The organism is Chitinophaga polysaccharea, from assembly GCF_007829335.1.
GTDB classification, from domain to species: domain Bacteria; phylum Bacteroidota; class Bacteroidia; order Chitinophagales; family Chitinophagaceae; genus Chitinophaga; species Chitinophaga polysaccharea_B.
Genome location: NZ_VIWO01000006.1, coordinates 409,147 through 430,285, shown reverse-complemented (window position 1 = coordinate 430,285; position 21,139 = coordinate 409,147). Strand labels below are relative to the sequence as shown.

The window sequence follows — 21,139 nt, the reverse complement described above, 5'->3', positions numbered from 1 at the left end:
AATTCATAAAATCATGCTTACCTTTGCTGCCTAAATTTTAATTGCATTTCATGGACAGAAATTCGGTCATTGGGTTTTTACTGTTGGGCGTTTTATTGGTAGGATACATATTCTATAATCAGAAACAACAGGCAGGAGCCGCAAGGGAAAAAGCCAGGCAAGATTCCATCGCAGAGCTTAACAAGCCTAAAACACCCGTTACAGATACCGCAAGTCTCGCTGCTGCCGCAGCAGGTGGTCCGCTGGACTCGGCTCACCAGGCATTATTAAGCGGAGAGTTTGGCGTATTTGCCGCTGCCGCTACCGGCAATGTTCAAAACACCGTACTGGAAAATGATGTGGTAAAAATCACTTTTAGCAACAAAGGTGGTCAACCATCCACTGTACAGCTGAAAGATTATAAAACATATGATGGCGCCCCATTAATGCTGGTACAGGGTTCTTTCAACCGTTTATCCGTAGAAGTGCCGGCCAGTTTAACCAAAGTGTTGAACAGTGCTGACCTCTTCTTTACTGCCGGACAACCACAGGAACTGGCAGGAGGCGTTAAGTCCATTGCTTACCGTCTTAACACCAGCAATCCGGCATCTTATCTCGAGTTCATTTATTCCCTGAAACCCGGCAGCTATGTGGTAGATTACACTATCCATGCAGTAGGATTACAGAACATCCTGCCAGGCAACCAGAACTACCTGAACCTGCAGTGGAATGCACAGGACGACAAACAGGAACACGACATGCAGAACGAACGCCTGAACAACCAGGTACACTACATGTTTGAGCATGATAAACACGATTACTTCACCCTGAACCGTACCAGCCACGAAAAACTGGAGAATAAACTGAAATGGGTGAGCCTAAAACAACAGTTCTTTAATACCACGCTGATCGCTAAAAACGAACTTTTCAATAACGCGGACGTAAATACCAAAGTACCGGAAAGCCCGAATATCGTGGGACAAACATTCACCACCATCCAGATTCCGTACAACCGCGCGAACGACTACTCTTTCCCGGTAGAAATTTACTATGGTCCTAACCACTACAAAACACTGAAATCTTTCGATATCGGTTTGCAGAAGATCATCCCACTGGGTACTGGTATTTTTGCTTTTGTGAAGTATGTTAACATCGGTATCATTATCCCGGTGTTTAACTTCCTCAGCGGATTTATCAAGAACTACGGTATCATCATCATCCTGCTCACCATCTTCATTCGCCTGCTCATTGCTCCGTTTACTTACCAGAGCTATGTATCCCAGGCTAAAATGAAGGTCCTGAAGCCGGAAATTGATGAACTGAAAGCTAAATTTGGCGATGATCAGCAAGGATTTGGTGTAGAACAGATGAAACTGTTCAAGAGCGCCGGAGTGAACCCGCTGGGAGGTTGTTTACCGGCTTTGCTGCAGCTGCCTATCCTGGTAGCGATGTACAGCTTCTTCCCATCTTCCATCGAGTTGCGCCAGGAAAGCTTCCTGTGGGCAAAGGATTTGTCGACCTACGACTCCATCCTGAACCTGCCGTTCAACATACCTTTCTACGGCAACCACGTCAGCCTGTTCACCATCCTGATGACCATCACCAGCTTGATCCTGGCTTTCTACAACCGTGGAATGACTGATCAGAGCAACCCGGTAATGAAGTACATGCCTTATATCATGCCTATCATGCTGTTGGGTATCTTCAACCGTTTGGCGGCGGCGTTGACCTTCTATTACTTCCTGTCTAACGTGATCAGTATCCTGTTGCAATGGGTGATTCAGAAATTTATCATCAACCATGATAAGATCCACGCCCAGATCCAGGAAAATAAGAAGAAACCGAAGAGCAAATCCAAATGGCAGGAGCGACTGGAAGAAGTACAGAAGCGCCAACAGGAAATGCAGCAACAGAAGAAGAAATAGGATTAATACAATCTGAACAATTCAAACATAATTTTTAGCAGAAGGCTTCCTTTTCAGGAGGCCTTCTCTATTTTTGACCAGATATGAAAAAGAGTTGGTTACTATTAGTATGCGCGGCAGGTTTATACACCAGCGCCCTGGCACAGGACACGATTCCTGACGCCAAACGTATCCAGGGAATTGTAAATTACCTGGCATCTGATAAGCTCAAAGGCAGGGGTACTGCGGAAAAAGGCGGATTGAAAGCCAGTCGCTTTGTAGCAAAACAGTTTAAAAAGCTGGGACTGAAAACCATAAATGGCAACAGCTATTTCCAGGACTTTACATTTAATAAAAATGCCCATAAGGACATTCCCAGCAGGAATGTGATTGGATTCCTGGATAACGGCGCCGCCCGTACGATTATCATTGGTGCTCACTACGATCACCTGGGTACGGCTGCTTTATTTGATGGCAAATATCCTGTTGGCCAGATCCATAACGGGGCCGACGACAATGCCTCCGGTGTAGCGGGCTTGCTGGAGCTGGCCCATTACTATGTGAATAATCATACGCCCGAGCCTTTTAATTTTCTCTTTATTGCTTTTGGCGGCGAGGAGCTGGGCTTACAGGGATCTAAATATTATACCGCGCATCCGTTGATGCCCCTGGATAAAGTACATTTCATGCTGAATATGGACATGATTGGACACTACAACCCGGAAAGGGGGATCGGTATTGGTGGTTACGGCAGCGCAGCCGAATGGCCGGCTGTTTTTAAAGAAGCACAGCAGCCTGGTATTAAATTCTTTACAGATGCAGCAGGAAAAGGGGCTTCAGACCATCATAACTTTTATGTGAATGGAGTGCCGGTAATGTTTTTTCATACTGGTGGTCATGACGACTACCACAAGCCAACCGATGATGCGCCTAAGTTACAGGCTGCCGCTGAGGCAAATATTATCCGGTTGGAAATACAATTGATTAATCGTGCGATGACTTTCCCTGAGTTACATTATGTAGGGGAGAAGCAATCATAGTGCTTCCACTAATTCTACCTCGTATACGGGGCTAAAAAGATACCATCGCTGCGAGACTACTTCTTCGCAGCGATATCTTTTCCGGATCAGGGCTCCCCGGCGGAATACGCGTCCATCTTTCGTTTTGAAGAGGCCACCAAGCGGTACCTGTTCTACAAAAAAGTGGTTTTCTTTCTGGCGATCGTAATTTTTGAGTACCCGTAGCAGGTTTTCATCTGCGCAGGAACTGGCGGCCGGATTAGCCATGCTTTGGCGCACGGCTTTTTCCACATCTGGAGGCAGCAGGCTTTTGCCTACAAATCCATGTAAGATATAACTGAATTCCTGTTTCCACTCTTTACCATGTGCGGCTACGCGGTTGGCATATTTATTAAAAGTGGTCAGGTGGGCAATTTCATGCAGTAACGTAAGGAGAAAGGAATACTTGTTCAGCGAACCGTTTACGCTGATCCGATGTCCTTTGCCCTGACCATCCGGGTGGCGGTAATCGCCCAGGATGCTGGACCGTTCGCGGGTAATGGTGAGGTGTACCTTATAGGTAGTGAGAAACTCCATTACCTGTCCGAAAGTACCTTCGGGTAAGTAGGACGCTAAAGCATTTAATGGCGCCTCTTTTTTCAAATGGATTATTTTTTAAGCCTGGTTAGCCGGAAGAGGCTGAGTGTTTCAAAAACAGTATATACCAGGTAAAGGAATAACAATGCGAAAACGGTCAGCTTGCTAACGTTGGGCCGATACATCAGTACATACACTGCAACGCCGATGACACAAAGGAAAAGTTTGGCAAGGGTGGCGCCATAAACGGCGCGGATAAATGCGTTGTGATTGGAAGAAGCGAGTCCCTGGCGACTTATCAGGTAAGACACCAGGGATATAATGGCCATAATTAGGTTACCAGCCATTAGTACGTTTACATGTGTACCAATATCCAGCAACCTGGGTTTGAATATGATGAGAAGTCCGTTTAAAATTCCAAAAACTGCGAATAACCGAATAAAAAATCTATCACTCATGCCTGCGGGTGTCTTTTATAATTTGCCACAAAAGTATGGCTAATGCAATTAAAGAAAAAATGATAAGGAATACAGGGAACCGCCAGCCTATACGCTGGTCAATTTTATATCCCACAAACACCCCTAATCCCAGCGTAGCCATCATTTGGAAGGCCAGGCCGGCATAGCGTAACAGCGTTTTACGGCTATCATCGTTATTATTCTGCTTCCTGGAGGACGGATTTTCCATGTTTCAGATTATCTGCTGGCTGCTGATCGTCCATATAGCAACGGCCATTGAACTTCGCAGTAGGCTCCATTTCAAAATGTGCAGTATACACATCGCCTTTCACTAAAGCATTGCCCTTTAAAAACAGCAGCTCTTCTACTTTGATAATGCCTGTTACTTTACCCAGGATGTCAGCGCTCTGACATACCAGGTCGCCGGTAATATCACCTTCCGGACCTACCACTATTTTAGCTTTAGTAGATACCAGGCCGTTTACCTGGCCGTCAATTCTAATGTCTCCTTCGCATACTATATCACCCTGGATAGTAGTACCATTACCGATAATGTTAACCGTAGAGGTAGGCAACATGGTCTTATTGTCACCTTTTGATTTTTGATTGCTATTAAACATAGGGAGTCAGGTTTTTCAAGTTTAGTGATGTAATATAAATAAAATATGAAATATTTTGATATTTATGTGTTTAGACACTTTATGCACACATTCCCGCACGCTCATCCTTGCATACTAAATAATAAAATAACCCAATAGTGATTAGTAGGTACTGTTATCTACAGTAGGGACTTTCAGCATAGTGGTGTCCAGTTTTCCAGTAAATTCACCGTTGATCACCTGCTTGATATTGTTCAGATACTGGTCACGGGCATTAATAGCCGTTTCCAGTGAGTCGGCACGCATTTTTAAATGAATAAATTCCTTACGCTGCTTCAGGTCTCCATAGCCGGGAATATAATAGCGCAAAGGGGTAAACACGACAGTAGCCACTGTAATAGCCACCAGGAGCACAAAAAGGGTACTGAAGGCAATGTACACGCTCATCCGGGAGAGTTTGAACGAGGTCACTTCTTCATAGGTATCGTCATTCATAATTACCAAACGGTACTTATGACTGAGTTTTTCCAGGTTTCTTCTGTTGTTTTTATTCCCCTTCTTGGCCATGTTTGTGTTACTACTTAAAGAAATCGATCCTTTTAAGGCGGGCTAAAGTTAATCATTATTGTAAAACTCAAAATAGTGTTTTGTGGATTGTGCCTTGAAATGAACATTTTTCTTTGAGAACCAGCGGCTTAAAAAATTATACACGGCGGAAAAAGTACGGACCACTTCTTCCCAACGCTCGTTCAATCAACTATTTTATACTATCTTTAAAATATTTTTTCAAACTATAAGTTATATATATTTAGCCTATACACCCTGGCATCCATGAATTGCATCAAACTGCTTCTTAATTATCTGGGAATAATTGTATTGTCATTTTGCCTGGGTTTGCCGGCGGTCTGGGCACAGAACAGACCCCAAAATAGACCATCGCAAACAAACTACCAGAATCAGACTCCAAGTCCCGGCAATCAGCAACAAAAGCCTGCTGCCAAACCCCTTTTTAAACCCCGGGAAAATCATGTGGTACAGGATCGGCGCCCCCCTTCAGAAGTAATGCTGGAGAAAAAGAAATGGACCTGGAAAAGACGGTTTTTCCAGAATATGGCTACCCGGTTTAACTATTACTTCCACGCCAAAGTGAAGCTGGACCGCGTAGTAAAGTCAGCTAACCGCGATGGACAGGATAATTACAACCTGCTGCTCCCGTTTTACCCCTACAGCCTCCAAAGCCAGGGCTTTAACAAAGGAGAGCTGGACTCCGTGATCGATAAAACCACCATGGCCGTTCAACTGCACGATCCCCGCGGAAAATGGATAGATGACTGCTTCCTGCTGATGGGACGGGCCTATTTTTATGAAGGCGACCTGGATAACGCCAATAAAACATTCCAGTACGTCAATATTACCTTTGCGCCCAAAAGCAAATCAGAATATAAAACGGTGGTAGGCGCCCGGGAAAATGACCAGATTTCCATTGCCACCAACGAAAAAAGAAAAGGCTTCTTCGGAAAGCTCAAACATACCAAAGCACGTAACGACGCCTTTTTGTGGAGGGCCAGAACCCTGCTGGAACAAAAGGAATATGACGAAGTACAGGCCCTGCTCAATATCCTGCATACCGATCCTAACTTCCCTCACCGGCTCGATGGCGAACTGGCAGAAGTACGCGCCTATAGCAACTATATCCAGAAAAGATATCCCGAAACGATTGCGCCTTTGCAGGAAGCCATTGACCTGAGCCGCAACCGTGTTTCCCGCGCCAGGATGTCTTTTATCCTGGGGCAGTTATATGTACAGCTGAATCGTCCGGATTCAGCCCTGGAGCAATTCAGGAACGTAATCGGCATGAAACCCGATCCTATGATGGATTTCCAGGCCAGGGTACAAATTGCTAAAACCAACGCCCAAACCACCGGCGATATCGCTAAAAGTATTGCAGGCCTCCATCATATGCTCCGGAAAGAACGGTTCCAGAAATTCCGCGATGGTATTTACTATACCATGGGAACCCTGGTAGCGCCCAAAGACCCGGAAACAGCCATCGGTTATATGAAGCAGGGGCTCAAAATGCCCAGCGACAACCTGATGCAGCGCACGCTCAACTATAAAGGCATTGCGGATATCTATTACCAACAACGCAATTACCCGGACGCAAAAAAGTATTATGACAGCACCGCCGGTGTGATGACCCAGGACTTTGCAGATGCTGCTACGGTGAAAACACGTAAAGAAGTACTCAGCGATGTGGTAGCCAAACTGGAAATCATTCACCGGGAAGATAGTCTGCAGAAGATTGCCGCCATGTCGCCCTCCGACAGGAACATCTTCCTGACCAAAATGGTAGCTGGCATCAAAACCAAAGCAGCGGAAGAAAAGAAGAAAGCATCCGAGGAAGCGGCGCATGGTCTGGATGCAGCATCACTTGGTATGAATGTGGGCGGGGCTTACTCTCCGAAAGACGAGAAAGGCGAGTGGTATTTTTACAACGCAGCCAGCAAATCGGCCGGTTATTCCGAATTTAAGCGCAGGTGGGGAAACCGCCAGCCGGGCGATAACTGGCGCCGCAGCCAAAACGGCGTTGTCAACGCAGCCAATAGTAACGCACCTATTGAAATAGCCGAAGATCATAAAACAGCCGCCAAAAATATCTCTCCGGATAGTTTAACTACAGATTTGCTAAGCGCCGATCTGCCGCTTACCCCGGAAAAACTGGCTGCTTCCCAAAAGTCGGTAAAAGAGGCCTGGTTCGACCTGGGCAAACTATACCACGATAAACTGGAGAACTACCCGCTGGCAATAGAAACTTATGATTCATTACTCATCCTTTTCCCGGATCACCCACGGAAGCCGGAGGTATTGTATTCATTGTATGTGTGGCATAATAAACTGAATCATGCTGCCCAGGCAAATCAATATAAAACATTGGTGCTTAACCAATACGGCAACACCAACTTTGCCGATATTATCCGTTCCGGTGGCCTGAATGATGCCGACGGACCCAGGAAGAAACAGATCAGCGCCCTCTATGATTCGGCCTATACTGCCTTCCTGAGTGGTAAATATGACACTGCAATGGCGTTGAAGCAGCAGTCTGACAGCTCTTATGGCTTTAGCTTCCTGAAACCGAAATTCGATCTGCTGGAAGCCATGCTGGTCGTAAAAACAGATACCGCTTTTGCTACCGATTCCCTGCAGCGTTCGCGCAAGGCAGTGCAGGCTGTATTAACCAAATATGCGGCAGATGAGCCTATCCGCACCCAGGCCCAGGCGCTGATGGATGCATTGGACCACCGGGCTGAATTGACCGCTTACCTGGCCAAACTGGAGGTACGGAAGAAAGATGCCAATGGGCAATTGCTCGATGAAAACATTACCATGCGCTATCCCTGGCAAAATCCAGAGCCGGTGCTGGCTGATAAAATAAATGTAGCCACCGCCAAAACGCCGGTAGATTCTTCCGCTATCAAAGCCGGCATTACTGCCCCTATTCCGGGACCTATTGCCACCGTAGCGCCGCCTAAACCGGTTACCCCTTATAAAATCACGCCTGATAATCCATTTTTTGTGGTGCTTTCCTTCCAGCGGGTGTCAAAGGAGTTGATGGATGAAGGATTAACGCAGTTTACCCGGTACAATGCCACCAAACACGCCGCTGATAAAATTGAGGTAGGGAGCTTCGTGCTTACTCCCAATGACGTAATGCTGATCTTCCGGTTGTTCCCGAACGAGGATAAGGCACTGGCCTATTTCGATGAAATCCGTGATGAAGCCGCTGCTACCATTATTCCCAAGATCAGGCCCACAGAGTATAACTTCTTTGTGATTTCCCGGGATAATTTTATCCTGCTCAACAGCACCAAAGACCTGACGGGATATCGTAAGTTTTTTACAGATAATTATGTAACGCAGTAAGTAATGTTATAATTTTAAATAGCTTTGTCGGTCAAACTGCCCTAAACAGGCGTGTTTATTGCAGTTGAACTTTATTGAAAAATTTATATATATAGCCAACGGATAGTAATAAATTGCCAGGAATTCGGAAGAATGAGGCAATTTGGCCATAAAACAAATTATATAAGCGCATGAAAAAATCGGTGAAAATATTGTGGCGGGTGGCTTTTGGTATCTTAGCATTACTTGTTCTCTTTGTTTTACTCATCAACTTCCGTGTAATAGGCAGTATGCCTTCCATGGAGGAGCTGGAAAACCCAAGGGCAGCCCTGGCTGCTGAGGTGATCGCCGATGACGGAACCATCCTTGGTAAATATTACCAGGTAGATCGTTCCAGCAGTGACTACAACGAGATCTCCAAAAATGTGATCAACGCGCTCATAGCAACGGAAGAAACCAGGTTTTACGATAACTCCGGTATTGACCCCAAGGGTACCCTGGCCATTCCCTTTTACCTACTCATTGGTAAAAAACGTGGTTCCAGTACCATTACCCAACAGCTGGCACTGAACCTGCAAACAGATGCCCTAGGCAAACAACGTTCCGGTAATCCTGTTGGACGAGCTTTCCAGAAGATACAGGAGTGGATTATGGCGGTAAAACTGGAGCGTAACTTCACCAAACAGGAAATCCTTACGCTTTACCTGAATACCGTAGCCTTCGGGGATAATGTATATGGTATCGAAAATGGCGCCCGGACCTTCTTCAGCAAAGATGCAGGGCATTTATCTATTGAAGAAGCAGCCATCCTGGTTGGTATGCTGAAAGGTAATACCATCTATAACCCACGGCGTAATCCTCAAAATGCGCTGAATCGCCGTAATACGGTGATCGACAATATGCAGGATGCCGGATTTATTACCCCTGCGGAAGCAGCATCTGCTAAAAGTAAACCCATCGTACTGCACTATAATAAGATAGACCACAACAAAGGATTGGCACCTTATTTCAGAGAAGTACTGCGCGATGAGCTGAAAGGCTGGTGTAAACAGCATAAAAAGGCAGACGGATCAGAATATAACCTCTATCGCGATGGTCTCAAAATATATACGACGATTAACCCAAGAATGCAGCTGTACGCAGAGGAAGCGGTAGCCAAACACCTGGCAGTACTGCAGAAATCCCTGTCTGCACAAAACGATGTTAAAACCGGCAGTATCTGGAAAAAATGGCCTAAATACCTGGATCAGTATATGAAAGAGTCTGACCGGTACCGGGCTATGAAAGACGACGAGGAGGAGGATTCCACCATTGCCCGCGTTTTCAACACGCCTACCCGTATGAAGGTATTTGCCTGGAAGAGCTCTACAGAGCCGGATTTGAACGAAACAGATACGGTCATGACGCCGATGGACTCCATCAAGTATATGCGTGCTATCTTACAGGCGGGCTTTATGGCCATGGATCCTGAAAGCGGAGAGGTAAAAGCCTGGGTGGGCGGACCTGATTTCCGTTATTTCAAGAACGACCACGTGGCTAAGACACGTCGCCAGGTGGGATCTACTTTCAAGCCCTTCCTGTATTGCTTTGCGATCATGAATGGTTTTTCACCTAATACGGTATTACCTAATGAACCGATCAATATCAATGGATGGACGCCGCATAACTCTGAAGGTAGCACTGGTGGCTCCATTACCATGGCGGGCGCACTGGCCAAGTCATTGAACCTGGTGGCAGCCTATCTGATCAAACAGATCGGCGCCAAGTCATTTGCGGATTTCGCGAAGAATAAAGTAGGCTTCAGCAGTGATATTCCAGCTTACCCGGCCATCGCGCTGGGGGCGGTGGAAATATCGTTGTACGAGCTGATGCAGGGGTACACCATGTTCCCGGCCAGGGGTATCAATACCAAACCTATTTATATTACCCGTATTGAAGACAGGAATGGTAATATCCTGGAAACATTTGCACCAGTGAAACGTGAGGTGATCAGTGAAAAAGAATCCTACACCATGGTGAAAATGATGGAAGGGGTGGTAGCTCCTGGCGGTACTGGTGCGCGTATGCGTTCCCGTTATAATATCCAGGGCGAGATTGCCGGTAAAACTGGTACCACCAATGATAATACAGATGGCTGGTTTATGGGATACACCCCTAAATTGCTGGCGGGCGCCTGGGTAGGTTGCGAAAATAACTTTATCCATTTCAGCACCACTGCCATCGGGCAGGGGGCGAATACCGGCCTCCCGATATGGGCTTATTTCATGCAAAAAGTATATGCGGATCCTACATTGAAAGTGAGTGCCAGCGATCATTTCCCGGTACCGAGAAACATGAGTGAAGATGATATCTACATGAATTATGATTCCAACGTAAAACCAGGTGCGGAAGCAGAAAATGTAGGTAATGGTTCTGCAGATGATTATGGCTCCGGCGATTCAAATGATTATGCTACGCCAGGAGCTGACAAACCTGAAAAGGGGGAAACCACGGCACCGGCCAAGCCTAAAGAAGAGCAAAAGGATAAGCCTAAGGCAACCATGCCTGCACCGGCTCCTAAAAAGAACGACTAAACGAAAGAATATACCAAGAGAGAGGGCTGACTACACCAGTAGTCAGCCCTCTCTTATTTTAAAGGATTTGTAAGCTTGATATTAAGCTACTGCTTTGTTTACCAGGGCAGCTGCCTCGCTGAGGAGGATCGCAGACTGTACTTTCAGGCCGCTTTCTTCGATCAGTGCTTTTGCTTCAGCAGCGTTGGTACCCTGCAGACGCACGATGATAGGTACAGTGATGTTACCAATGGATTTGTAGGCATCAATTACACCCTGTGCTACCCTGTCGCAACGAACGATACCACCGAAGATATTGATCAGGATTGCTTTTACCTTAGGATCTTTCAGGATGATACGGAAGCCTGCTTCTACAGTTTGTGCGTTGGCAGTACCACCCACGTCCAGGAAGTTAGCCGGCTCACCACCGCTCAGTTTAATCATATCCATGGTAGCCATGGCCAAACCGGCGCCGTTTACCATACAACCTACGTTACCATCCAGTTTTACGAAGTTCAGGTTAAACTTGCTGGCTTCTACTTCGGTAGGATCTTCTTCCGAGATATCGCGGAGTGCTTCCAGGTCAGGATGACGCATTAGGGAGTTGTCATCCAGGTTTACTTTAGCATCTACGGCAATGATCTTATCATCACTGGTTTTGAACAGCGGGTTGATTTCCAGCATGCTGCAATCCAGTCCTACATATGCGTTATAGAGGTTGGTTACAAATTTCACCATGTTTTTGAACGCTTCGCCGGTCAAACCGAAGTTGAACGCGATGTTGCGCGCCTGGAAAGGCTGCAGGGGCATATTTGGTTTTACCCACTCTTTAAATATTTTTTCAGGGGTGCTGTGTGCTACTTCTTCGATGTCCATACCACCTTCGGTAGAATACATGATAACATTTTGGCTTTTAGCACGATCCAGCAGGATTGACAAGTAGAATTCCTTTACAGGGTTGGCGCCGGGATAGTAAACGTCCTGTGCTACCAGTACCTTATTCACCAGTTTACCCGCTTCGCCGGTCTGGATGGTTACCAGGGTACCGCCCAGTATATTACCAGCTATGGTTTTGATATCTTCTGCATTTTTTCCTACTGCCACACCTCTTTGTTCTGTACCACGGATCTTACCCTTTCCACGTCCACCAGCATGGATTTGAGCCTTAACAACGGCAAATTCATTACCAAATTGCACTTTCAGCTGCTTATATGCTTCCGCAGCCGCTTCAGGGGTATCTACCGGGATACCTTCCTGTACCGGTACATTATATTTTTTCAACAGTTCTTTAGCCTGGTACTCGTGTAAGTTCATCGGAATAAAATTTGCCGCTAAAATAGGTCATTATGATTTAAATATAAAACTGCAGTCATTTGTGAATTAAAAAATAACTTTGCGCGGGTTGATTTTTAAATCCGACTTTTAACTAATGTATAAACAGATGAGTGAACTAACAGCAAAGATCACCGCGGCGAAGGAATATATCAGTAAATTCTGGGAAGAAGAGCCAGTAGCAGGCATTATACTGGGCAGTGGGTTGGGAAATCTGATCCAGGAAATAGCGCGCAGCATAGAAATCAAATACAGCGATATACCCCATTTTCCTGAATCGACCGTAGAGGGACATTCGGGTAAATTGATCCTGGGATACATGCAGGGAAAGCCTGTAGTAGCCATGGCAGGGCGTTTTCACTTTTATGAAGGATTTTCCATGAAAGAAGTCACTTTCCCCGTGAGAGTGATGAAGGCCCTGGGAATCCATACTTTATTTATATCCAATGCCGCCGGAGGCATGAACCCTGCTTTTAAAGTGGGCGATCTGATGATCATCCGGGATCATATTAACCTGCAGCCGGAACATCCGCTCAGGGGCAAGAATGAAGATACGCTGGGACCCCGCTTCCCGGATATGAGCGAACCCTATAGCAAAGCGCTGATTACGGCGGCCAATAAAATTGCGGCTGATAACAATATATATTTACATAGTGGCGTATATGTAGGAGTACAGGGACCTACCTTCGAAACCAGAGCAGAGTATAAATACATGCATATTATCGGCGGCGATGCCGTAGGAATGAGCACGGTACCGGAAGTGATTGTAGCAGCGCATGCCGGTTTGAAAGTATTTGCCATGAGCGTGATCACCGATATCGGTATCCGGGAGGAGGAAAACGTGATCACCCACGAGGAAGTACTGGCTGCTGCCAAAGAGGCAGAACCAAAGCTTACGCTTATCTTTAATGAATTAATCCGGCAACTATAAAAGCTTTTGTTACTTTCGGATGAGGCATCTTTTCATTTTCATAGCCCTGCTGTTTTTTTGCGGGAATCAATTGATGGCACAGTACAACACTGGCCGCTTCGGCAACATGGGCGGTGGTGGAGGCGGCAACAGTAAAATGCAGCGGGACACGGCAAAGCATACACACGAACCGGATACCATCACAGTTACCTACCGCGTACTCGGTGAGCCTACCGATTACAGGATAGACTCCTCTGTGAACGATTTTCAGACAAAATACCTGCGGGTGCCATCTTCCTATACCACCCTGGGAAATACCGGTAGCGCCGCGTATAACATGATATACTCTCCGCTGATGAAACCCGGATTTGATGCGGGTTTTCATTCCTATGATGTATATTCCAATTCCCATGCAGATGCCCGCTTTTATCATACCACCAAGCCCTACACAGAGTTGCAATACCTGGTAGGCAGCAAACAGGAACAGGTTATAGGACTATCGCATACGCAGGACCGCACCGAACGCTTTAATTTTGCCTTCGATTACCGCAAAATCAATGCACCAGGATATTACCGTACGCAGAATACCAATCACGATATTTACCGGTTTACTGCCCGCTATCAGAGCAAGAATAAGCGCGCTAACACCTACATGAGCTTCTATTACAACAAAATTAACGGGGGCGAAAATGGCGGTATCAGGAGCGATACGTTTATGAATGCAGGAGGATATGGGCAACGGAAAACCATCCCGGTAAATCTCGGTAACAACACATCCCAGGCATATGCGTTCTTTGGCGGTGGTAGCCTGCCGGTGAAATCCAGTTACCGGGAAACAGGCTTCCTGATCCAGCAGCAATACGACTGGGGACGGGGCGATAGTATTCATGTGAACGATACCCTGGATATATATAAGTATGACCCGGTATTCCGCGTCCAGTATACTTTTAATTACCAAAACGATAATTACCAGTTTACAGACAGTTCTCCCGATTCTACTTTTTACTTCTCTCATTATAATTTTTATCCCCTGAGCAACCAGGACACTGTGACGGCAAAGCACCAATGGAAGATGATTTCCAACGATTTGTCGCTCATACAGTTCCCGGTACGGGGCAACCTGGCACATTTTATTAATGTAGGAGCCAGGTTTGAATCTATTTCGGGCACCTTCCTGGATGCTAATATCAACTTCAGCAACCTGGCCTTGCATGGCGAGTACCGTAATAAAACCCGTAACCAGCAATGGGACTTTTCTGCCAAAGGCGAGTTTTACCTGGTAGGCCAGAATAGTGGCGATTATGCTGTTTCCGGGATGCTCAGACGCCATATCAATGATCTTTTGGGAGATGTACGCCTGTCGGTCAACAATGTAAATAAGGAACCATCTTACGTATACAAGTACTTCAACAGTAACAAGGATGCCTGGTATAACACCTCCTTATCCAAGGAAAATATTACCCAACTGCAGTTTGCTACCGACAATCACAAGCTGAACTATACACTGGCGGTGAACTATTTCCTGTTTACCAACTACACCTATTTTAAGGACTTTACTCACAGCGCCCAGTATAATTCGCTGTTTAACCTGCTGCAGATAACGTTCAGTAAGAAATTCGCCATCAAGCCTTTTGCCTGGTATGCGGATATTGCCTTCCAGCAACTGCACGGCAATGGCCCATTGAACGTTCCTGCGATCTGGACCCGTCACCGCTTTGCCTTTGAAAAGAGGCTATATACTAACCTGAACCTGGTAACCGGCATTGAGCTGCGTTATAACACCGGCTATTATGCGGATGATTATTCACCGCTGAGCGGACAGTTTATTTACCAGAACAAGTTGAAAATCAGTAACGATCTGCCGGATATTGCTGCTTTCGCCAACTTCCGGATCAAATCATTTTCTGCTTACATAAGAGCGGAAAACCTGAATACGTTCATTGGTAATAATAACTTTGCAGCACCCTTATACCCCTATAATAACTTCGCCTTCCGGGTAGGTTTAAGATGGTGGTTTATTAATTAGGCTTTTTCAGCTATCTTTGTTATTCAATATGAAACGCTTTTTTGCCATATTATTTGCCATCTTGTATGTAACGCTTACCAGCGGATTTGCGGTAAACGTGCACTATTGTATGGGGAAACTGGCATCGGTGGAGTGGTTGGATACGCCGGCAGATTTTTGCCAGCAATGTCATAAGCCATCGAAAGGCATGGATTGTTGTAAGAACGAATTCAAGTTTTGTAAGGTAACAGCGTCGCACCAGGCCGCCAAAGTGGTGCAACAAACATGGAGCATTACTACTACAGACATGCAGTTACCAGTAAGAATACTACAGGTTCCTGCATTATCTGTTGCTGCCACCTGGATCAGCGGTGATCGGCATGATCCGCCGGATCTCGTTACCAACCCTATTTTCCTCCGCAACTGCACTTTCCTGATCTGATACCTACTGTTTTCCGCTTACTGCGGAACTGTACAGTTATGACGTTTCTATTCATTTTATTTATTTAATCAGATCATTTATCATGAAAACAATATCCATTATACTGCTCGCACTGGGCCTGACTTTTGGCGCCAATGCCCAATTTAAAAAAGCCAGTGTACATGCTACCGGCCTTACCTGTGCCATGTGTTCAAAAGCAACCTATGAAGCCCTGGAATCACTGCCCTTTGTGGATAAGATAGATACCGACCTGGATAATACCACGTTCATACTCACTTTCAAATCTAATGTACCGGTGAATATTGATGCCATCAAGGCAAAAGTGGAAGATGCCGGCTTTTCTGTGGGTAAACTGGTGATGACCGCAAATTTTGAAGGAGTAAGCATTAAAAACGATGCTCATGTGGCTTTTGCAGGTAATACACTGCATTTCATGGATGTGAAAAACCAGGTATTAACAGGCGATAAAGATATTACGGTGATCGATAAAGACTTTGTGTCTGCCAAACAATTCAAAAAATTCAGTACCGAAACAAGTATGCCTTGCTATAAGACAGGAATGATGACAGGCGATTGCTGCAGAACAGATGCAACGGTTGCTTCTAAACGGGTATATCACGTTACCATTTAATACTTGCCGGCATATGAAGAAATTTTTGATGATAGCAGTGGCGATCATGACTGGCAACGGCATCCTATCTGCCCAGGAATTATACGTAAATACAGAGCCGGCGAGCAATATGCCCGCACACTCTCTTGGCATACGACTCACCAATAAGTTTTTTAATATGGAGCATTCCCGGGAAAACGGGATGCGTTTTGAGCCTGAGATCATGTGGGGCGTCAACAAGAAGCTGATGTTACACCTGCAGGGATATGCGTCTAATATGATGCAATCGTCGGTTCGGGCGGAAGGAGGAAGCGTTTATGCAAAGTATCGCTTCCTGTCGCTGGACCAGCAGCATGCGCATTTCCGCATGGCGGCTTATGTACGGGGCGCTGTGATCGACAACCCTTACTACCCGGTGATGGCTGCCGGTACTCACCCCATGCGGCCTTATAATAACAAGGAACTCGACCTGGAAGGCGCTACCTCGGGGGTCAACGGGGGGATTATTGCTACCCAGTTGCTGCATAAGCTGGCATTGTCTACCACGTTGGGATATTCCCGTTATATGAATAATGTGAAAGATAACATCCCGGACGATTTCTCCCGGAATGCCATCAACTACAGTCTTTCGGCAGGGTACCTGGTATTACCGGTGAAGTATAAAAGCTTCCAGCAAACCAACCTAAACCTGTACCTGGAGCTGTTGGGAAAAACGAATACTGATGGGGTAGGCCGTGGTTCTTACCTGGATATTGCCCCTGCCGTACAGTTTATTTTCAACAGCACCACGCGGCTGGATTTGTCGTACCGGGCGCAGGTAGCCGGCGACATGCCAAGAAATACGTTCAACTCTTTTTTAATCCGGGTGGAACACAACATCTTTAATATCAAAAAGTAGTCGATGCCTACAACAGATCTGTATATAAAAAATATGGTTTGCCCACGTTGTATCAAGGTGGTTACGAATATATTCACGGAACAGCAGCTGGATATCCTGGATATTCAGTTGGGAAAGGTAACGGTGAAGGGAATGGTAACAGCGCCGCAGCAGGAAAAGCTATCGGGTTTATTACAACAGGAAGGATTTGTACTGATCGACGACAGGAAGCAGCAATTGATAGCCGGTATAAGGAGCATTATTGTGCAGGCAGTGCATCATTCTGAATTGGATGAAATGAGAGAAAATTTTTCTACTTTACTGGCAGGGAAGTTGCAAAAGGATTATCATTATCTCAGCAATCTCTTTTCTGAAACAGAGGGCACTACGATTGAGCAGTATATTATTCAACAGAAGATAGAACGGGTTAAAGAACTGCTGGTATATAATGAGTTAAGTTTAAGTGAAATCAGTTATAAGCTGGGATATAGCAGTGTAGCGCATCTTTCGGCCCAATTCAAGAAAGTTACAGGTCTCACGCCCAGCCAGTTTAAGCAGTTAAAAGCGCCGGGGCGTATACCGTTAGACAAGATATAGTGAGAAGTTAGTTGTTTTAGTTTTAGTGTAAAAGAGGCTGCTGCACACCGCAGCCTCTTTTTAAAAAAATCTGACATGAAAAAAGTATTAACCGGTTTACTTCGGATTTTACAGTCCTTGTTTATGAAGAAGGACTGCTGTAAATAATCGGAGTAATCGTATAGCCAGTAGCGAACGGGAAACGAATGTGAATATTTTACATTTGTTTCCCGTTCTTTTTTATCAGGCCCATCCTGGGAAATGCACGGCAGGTACAAAAATTTTCAGCACAGTATTTGTAAAACCCCTTACCTTTACCATAGCGATTTACTGCAGATGAAGAACAAAAATTTAATTATTGGTTTGTTGTGCGGATCTGGAGTGTGCTTGTTGTTAGCCTCTTGTGTGAATAAAAAAAAGCATACTGCCCCAAAACAAAAACAGATTGTAGCAAACATCAGACAACTCGACGAAGTGATCAGTGATAATATCACAGAACGGTTGTCAGCCCTGAAAGACAATGATGGAGAGCTGGAAGACAGTTTACAGGCTTTCCGCCCCGCTGCTATTCAGGAATTTTACGGACAAGACAAACCTTCAGGCCAATGGTCGAAGAATGGAGTGGCCAGCCCTGCTGCCGATTCTATGTTGATGATGATTCAACAGGCAGAGGATGCAGGACTTTTGCCGGCCCAGTACCATGAGCCAGCGCTCATTGCTGCCTGGGCGCAATTGCACAATGATGCAGCGGCCCAAAAGGATGCTGCGTTGTGGGCAAAGGTAGACGTGTTGATGACGGACGCTTTTATGCGAATGGCGTCCGACCTGAAGTTTGGCGTAGCGCCGAGGGATAGTATTACCCTTCGAAAAGACTCCACCTTTACGGATGCGCAGCTGATCTCCAGGTTAAAGCAGGCATTAAGCGACAACAGTATTACCAGCTCCCTTCATGCGCTGGAACCTACGCATGCCGGCTACCTGGCATTGAAAGAAGGCATACAGTCATTCAAGTCGAAGTATGAACATTACCACTGGGATACCTTACCGCTTAATTATACCGATACGCTGGCATTCAAACAGCTGGTAATTAACCGCCTCGTACAAAGCGGTCACCTGGATACTACCGGCCGGGGGGCAGACACCTCATTGTTAAAAACCGGTGTAAAAGCTTTCCAGAAGGAGTTTAACATCTATCCCGATGGCGTACCCGGCAGGCGCACAGTTGTTGCGCTGAACCGTTCTATGCATGACTGGGTGATGCAGGCAGCTGTAAACATGGACCGGTGGCGGAAGTTGCCGGATACCCTGCCTGCACAATATATTATGGTAAATGTGCCCGGCTATTTGCTGCGGGTAGTAGACAGCGGGGAAGTGAAGCTGGAATCGCGTGTAATTGTGGGTGCGCCGCGTACCCGTACGCCGTTGCTGAACTCCTATATGACCAATTTCATGATGTATCCATACTGGCGCGTGCCTTACAGCATTGTGTTTAAGGAGATGTTGCCGGCTATCAAGAAAAATATCAACTACCTGGCGTCTAAAAACCTGGAGGTAATAGATAAAGATGGCAATGCCGTAGATCCGGCTTCTATCGATTGGTCGAAGCTAAGCAAAGGACATTTCCCTTATGTATTGCGGCAAATGGATGGTATCGACAACTCTCTGGGCATTATGAAGTTTAACTTCCGTAATAAGTACAGCGTATACCTGCATGATACCAACAACCGCGGGTTATTCAAGAATTCTATGCGCGCCATGAGCCATGGTTGCGTAAGGGTACAGCAATGGGATAGCCTCGCGCAGTTCCTGGTACGGGCCGACAGCATCAGGCATAGTGGAGACAGTGTACGCGTATGGTTGGCCAGGGAAGAAAAGAAGCAGGTAGATTTGCCTAAACATATTCCTATTTACCTGCGCTATTTCACTGCAGAAGGGCAGAATAGGGAGTTGGTTTTCTATGATGATATCTATGGAGAAGATAAAGTCATGAGAAAGAAAATGAAGTTATAATAGCGTTTCAGCGATGAAGTCTAAATAAAAAAAGCAGCGAAATTTTCGCTGCTTTTTTATTGGAAATGTGAAGTATCACTTAAGCCAGTTTCGCTTTCAGCGCAGTGTCCAGCGCATCCAGGAATTCTTCTGTATACAGGTAGTGTTTACCATGTTCTACTTTATTGCCATGGATACAAACAGCCAGGTCTTTCGTCATTTTACCACTTTCTACAGTTTCGATACAAACCTGTTCCAGTGCATGACAGAAGTTGATCAGTGGTTGGTTGTTGTCCAGTTTACCACGGAATTCCAGGCCGCGTGTCCATGCGAAGATGGAAGCGATAGGGTTGGTAGAAGTTGGTTTACCAGCCTGGTGATCGCGGTAGTGGCGGGTTACAGTACCGTGTGCTGCTTCCGCTTCCATGGTTTTACCATCAGGGGTGATGAGGGTAGATGTCATCAGGCCGAGGGAACCAAAACCTTGTGCTACTGTATCAGATTGTACGTCGCCATCATAGTTTTTACAAGCCCATACAAAGTTACCGTGCCATTTCAGCGCGCTGGCTACCATGTCATCGATGAGGCGGTGCTCATAAGTTAAGCCGGCAGCATCGAATTGAGCTTTGAATTCCTGTTGATAGATGTCTTCGAAGATATCTTTGAAGCGGCCATCATATTTTTTCAGGATGGTATTTTTAGTACTCAGGTATAAAGGCCATTTTTTCATCAGCGCCTGGTTGAAACATGCACGTGCAAAGCCTTTGATAGATTCGTCGGTATTGTACATAGCCAGTGCTACGCCATCACCTTTGAAGTTATATACTTCATGTTCGATGACTTCACCGTTTTCACCTTCAAATTTGATGGTGAGTTTACCTTTTCCTTTGGTCACGAAATCGGTAGCACGGTACTGGTCACCGAAAGCATGACGACCAATACAGATCGGCGCTGTCCAGTTAGGCACCAGGCGTGGTACATTTTTCATAACGATAGGCTCACGGAATACGGTACCATCCAGGATGTTACGGATAGTTCCGTTAGGTGATTTCCACATTTGTTTCAGGCCGAATTCCTTTACGCGGGCTTCATCCGGAGTAATGGTGGCACATTTGATACCTACGCCTACTTCTCTGATGGCGTTGGCAGCATCAATGGTTACCTGGTCGTTGGTAGCATCGCGATGCTCCATGCCCAGGTCATAATATTTAATTTCAACGTCCAGGTATGGAAGTATCAGTTTGTCCTTGATGAATTTCCAGATGATGCGTGTCATTTCATCACCGTCCAGTTCTACCACCGGATTAGCAACTTTAATTTTTTCTGCCATTTCGGGTTTTTTAAAAATTAGATTAAAAGCAATTCTCAACAATTATTCAAGCGATCCCTTGCGGGATAATCACGAAAAATA

The 21,139-nt window shown here is 45.8% G+C and carries 18 protein-coding genes; 11 read left to right on the top strand and 7 right to left on the bottom strand.

What is annotated here, in order from left to right; genetic code table 11:
• Window positions 1-50: 50 nt before the first annotated feature.
• Both yidC and FHW36_RS21160 read left to right on the top strand, forming a co-directional pair.
• Entirely contained in the window at window positions 51-1,904 is a 1,854-nt protein-coding gene (gene yidC / locus FHW36_RS21165) for a membrane protein insertase YidC (protein WP_145671573.1), read from the top strand.
• An 83-nt stretch (window positions 1,905-1,987) separates the two neighbouring features.
• Window positions 1,988-2,923 carry a M20/M25/M40 family metallo-hydrolase gene (locus FHW36_RS21160; RefSeq protein ID WP_145671572.1) on the top strand — a complete coding sequence of 312 codons (936 nt, stop codon included), beginning with the start codon at window positions 1,988-1,990 and terminating at the stop codon, window positions 2,921-2,923.
• Here the strand turns inward: FHW36_RS21160 and FHW36_RS21155 are convergent.
• The 5 genes from FHW36_RS21155 to FHW36_RS21135 all read right to left on the bottom strand — a co-directional run bounded on the left by FHW36_RS21155 (window position 2,918) and on the right by FHW36_RS21135 (window position 5,102).
• Window positions 2,918-3,544, bottom strand: a complete 627-nt coding sequence (locus tag FHW36_RS21155) for a SprT-like domain-containing protein (protein WP_145671571.1) — start codon at window positions 3,542-3,544, stop codon at window positions 2,918-2,920. The two genes, FHW36_RS21160 and FHW36_RS21155, sit on opposite strands and share 6 nt — an antisense overlap.
• Before the next feature lie 5 nt (window positions 3,545-3,549).
• The gene (locus FHW36_RS21150; RefSeq protein ID WP_145671570.1) at window positions 3,550-3,825 is read right to left on the bottom strand and encodes a hypothetical protein; all 276 of its coding nucleotides are present in this window, start codon (window positions 3,823-3,825) and stop codon (window positions 3,550-3,552) included.
• A 103-nt stretch (window positions 3,826-3,928) separates the two neighbouring features.
• A complete protein-coding gene (locus tag FHW36_RS21145; RefSeq protein ID WP_145671569.1) occupies window positions 3,929-4,165 on the bottom strand; it encodes an AtpZ/AtpI family protein in 237 nt (78 codons plus the stop codon).
• Window positions 4,134-4,556 carry a bactofilin family protein gene (locus FHW36_RS21140; RefSeq protein WP_211092314.1) on the bottom strand — a complete coding sequence of 141 codons (423 nt, stop codon included), beginning with the start codon at window positions 4,554-4,556 and terminating at the stop codon, window positions 4,134-4,136. The genes FHW36_RS21145 and FHW36_RS21140 overlap by 32 nt, the downstream gene beginning before the upstream one ends.
• Window positions 4,557-4,697: 141 nt before the next feature.
• On the bottom strand, window positions 4,698-5,102 hold the full coding sequence (locus FHW36_RS21135; protein ID WP_145671568.1) for a hypothetical protein: 405 nt from the start codon (window positions 5,100-5,102) through the stop codon (window positions 4,698-4,700).
• A 462-nt stretch (window positions 5,103-5,564) separates the two neighbouring features.
• On the opposite strand from FHW36_RS21135, the gene porW reads away from it, so the two are divergent.
• Both porW and FHW36_RS21125 read left to right on the top strand, forming a co-directional pair.
• Window positions 5,565-8,456, top strand: a complete 2,892-nt coding sequence (porW, locus tag FHW36_RS21130; protein ID WP_186452551.1) for a type IX secretion system periplasmic lipoprotein PorW/SprE — start codon at window positions 5,565-5,567, stop codon at window positions 8,454-8,456.
• A 170-nt stretch (window positions 8,457-8,626) separates the two neighbouring features.
• The gene (locus FHW36_RS21125) at window positions 8,627-11,008 is read left to right on the top strand and encodes a transglycosylase domain-containing protein (RefSeq protein WP_145671566.1); all 2,382 of its coding nucleotides are present in this window, start codon (window positions 8,627-8,629) and stop codon (window positions 11,006-11,008) included.
• Between the two features lie 81 nt (window positions 11,009-11,089).
• On the opposite strand, the gene sucC is transcribed toward FHW36_RS21125, so the two are convergent.
• Entirely contained in the window at window positions 11,090-12,301 is a 1,212-nt protein-coding gene (gene sucC / locus FHW36_RS21120; RefSeq protein ID WP_145671565.1) for an ADP-forming succinate--CoA ligase subunit beta, read from the bottom strand.
• A 127-nt stretch (window positions 12,302-12,428) separates the two neighbouring features.
• Between sucC and FHW36_RS21115 the strand changes: the two genes are divergently transcribed.
• The 7 genes from FHW36_RS21115 to FHW36_RS21085 all read left to right on the top strand — a co-directional run bounded on the left by FHW36_RS21115 (window position 12,429) and on the right by FHW36_RS21085 (window position 19,749).
• Window positions 12,429-13,250 carry a purine-nucleoside phosphorylase gene (locus FHW36_RS21115; RefSeq protein WP_145671564.1) on the top strand — a complete coding sequence of 274 codons (822 nt, stop codon included), beginning with the start codon at window positions 12,429-12,431 and terminating at the stop codon, window positions 13,248-13,250.
• A 73-nt stretch (window positions 13,251-13,323) separates the two neighbouring features.
• Window positions 13,324-15,255, top strand: coding sequence for a putative porin (locus tag FHW36_RS21110; protein ID WP_186452550.1), 1,932 nt, complete (start codon window positions 13,324-13,326; stop codon window positions 15,253-15,255).
• A gap of 28 nt (window positions 15,256-15,283) precedes the next feature.
• Window positions 15,284-15,676 (top strand): HYC_CC_PP family protein, encoded by a 393-nt coding sequence (locus FHW36_RS21105; RefSeq protein WP_145671562.1) that lies wholly within the window; start codon window positions 15,284-15,286, stop codon window positions 15,674-15,676.
• 82 nt (window positions 15,677-15,758) lie between these two features.
• On the top strand, window positions 15,759-16,307 hold the full coding sequence (locus tag FHW36_RS21100) for a heavy-metal-associated domain-containing protein (protein WP_145671561.1): 549 nt from the start codon (window positions 15,759-15,761) through the stop codon (window positions 16,305-16,307).
• Between the two features lie 13 nt (window positions 16,308-16,320).
• Window positions 16,321-17,184: a hypothetical protein gene (locus FHW36_RS21095; protein ID WP_145671560.1), complete on the top strand. Its 864-nt coding sequence runs from the start codon at window positions 16,321-16,323 to the stop codon at window positions 17,182-17,184.
• Window positions 17,185-17,187: 3 nt separating this feature from the next.
• Window positions 17,188-17,760 carry a helix-turn-helix domain-containing protein gene (locus tag FHW36_RS21090; protein ID WP_222429139.1) on the top strand — a complete coding sequence of 191 codons (573 nt, stop codon included), beginning with the start codon at window positions 17,188-17,190 and terminating at the stop codon, window positions 17,758-17,760.
• A 384-nt stretch (window positions 17,761-18,144) separates the two neighbouring features.
• Window positions 18,145-19,749 carry a L,D-transpeptidase family protein gene (locus FHW36_RS21085; protein WP_186452549.1) on the top strand — a complete coding sequence of 535 codons (1,605 nt, stop codon included), beginning with the start codon at window positions 18,145-18,147 and terminating at the stop codon, window positions 19,747-19,749.
• Between the two features lie 79 nt (window positions 19,750-19,828).
• Here FHW36_RS21085 and FHW36_RS21080 read toward each other — a convergent pair whose 3' ends face one another.
• Window positions 19,829-21,058, bottom strand: coding sequence for an NADP-dependent isocitrate dehydrogenase (locus FHW36_RS21080; RefSeq protein WP_145671558.1), 1,230 nt, complete (start codon window positions 21,056-21,058; stop codon window positions 19,829-19,831).
• Between the last annotated feature and the right edge of the window lie 81 nt (window positions 21,059-21,139).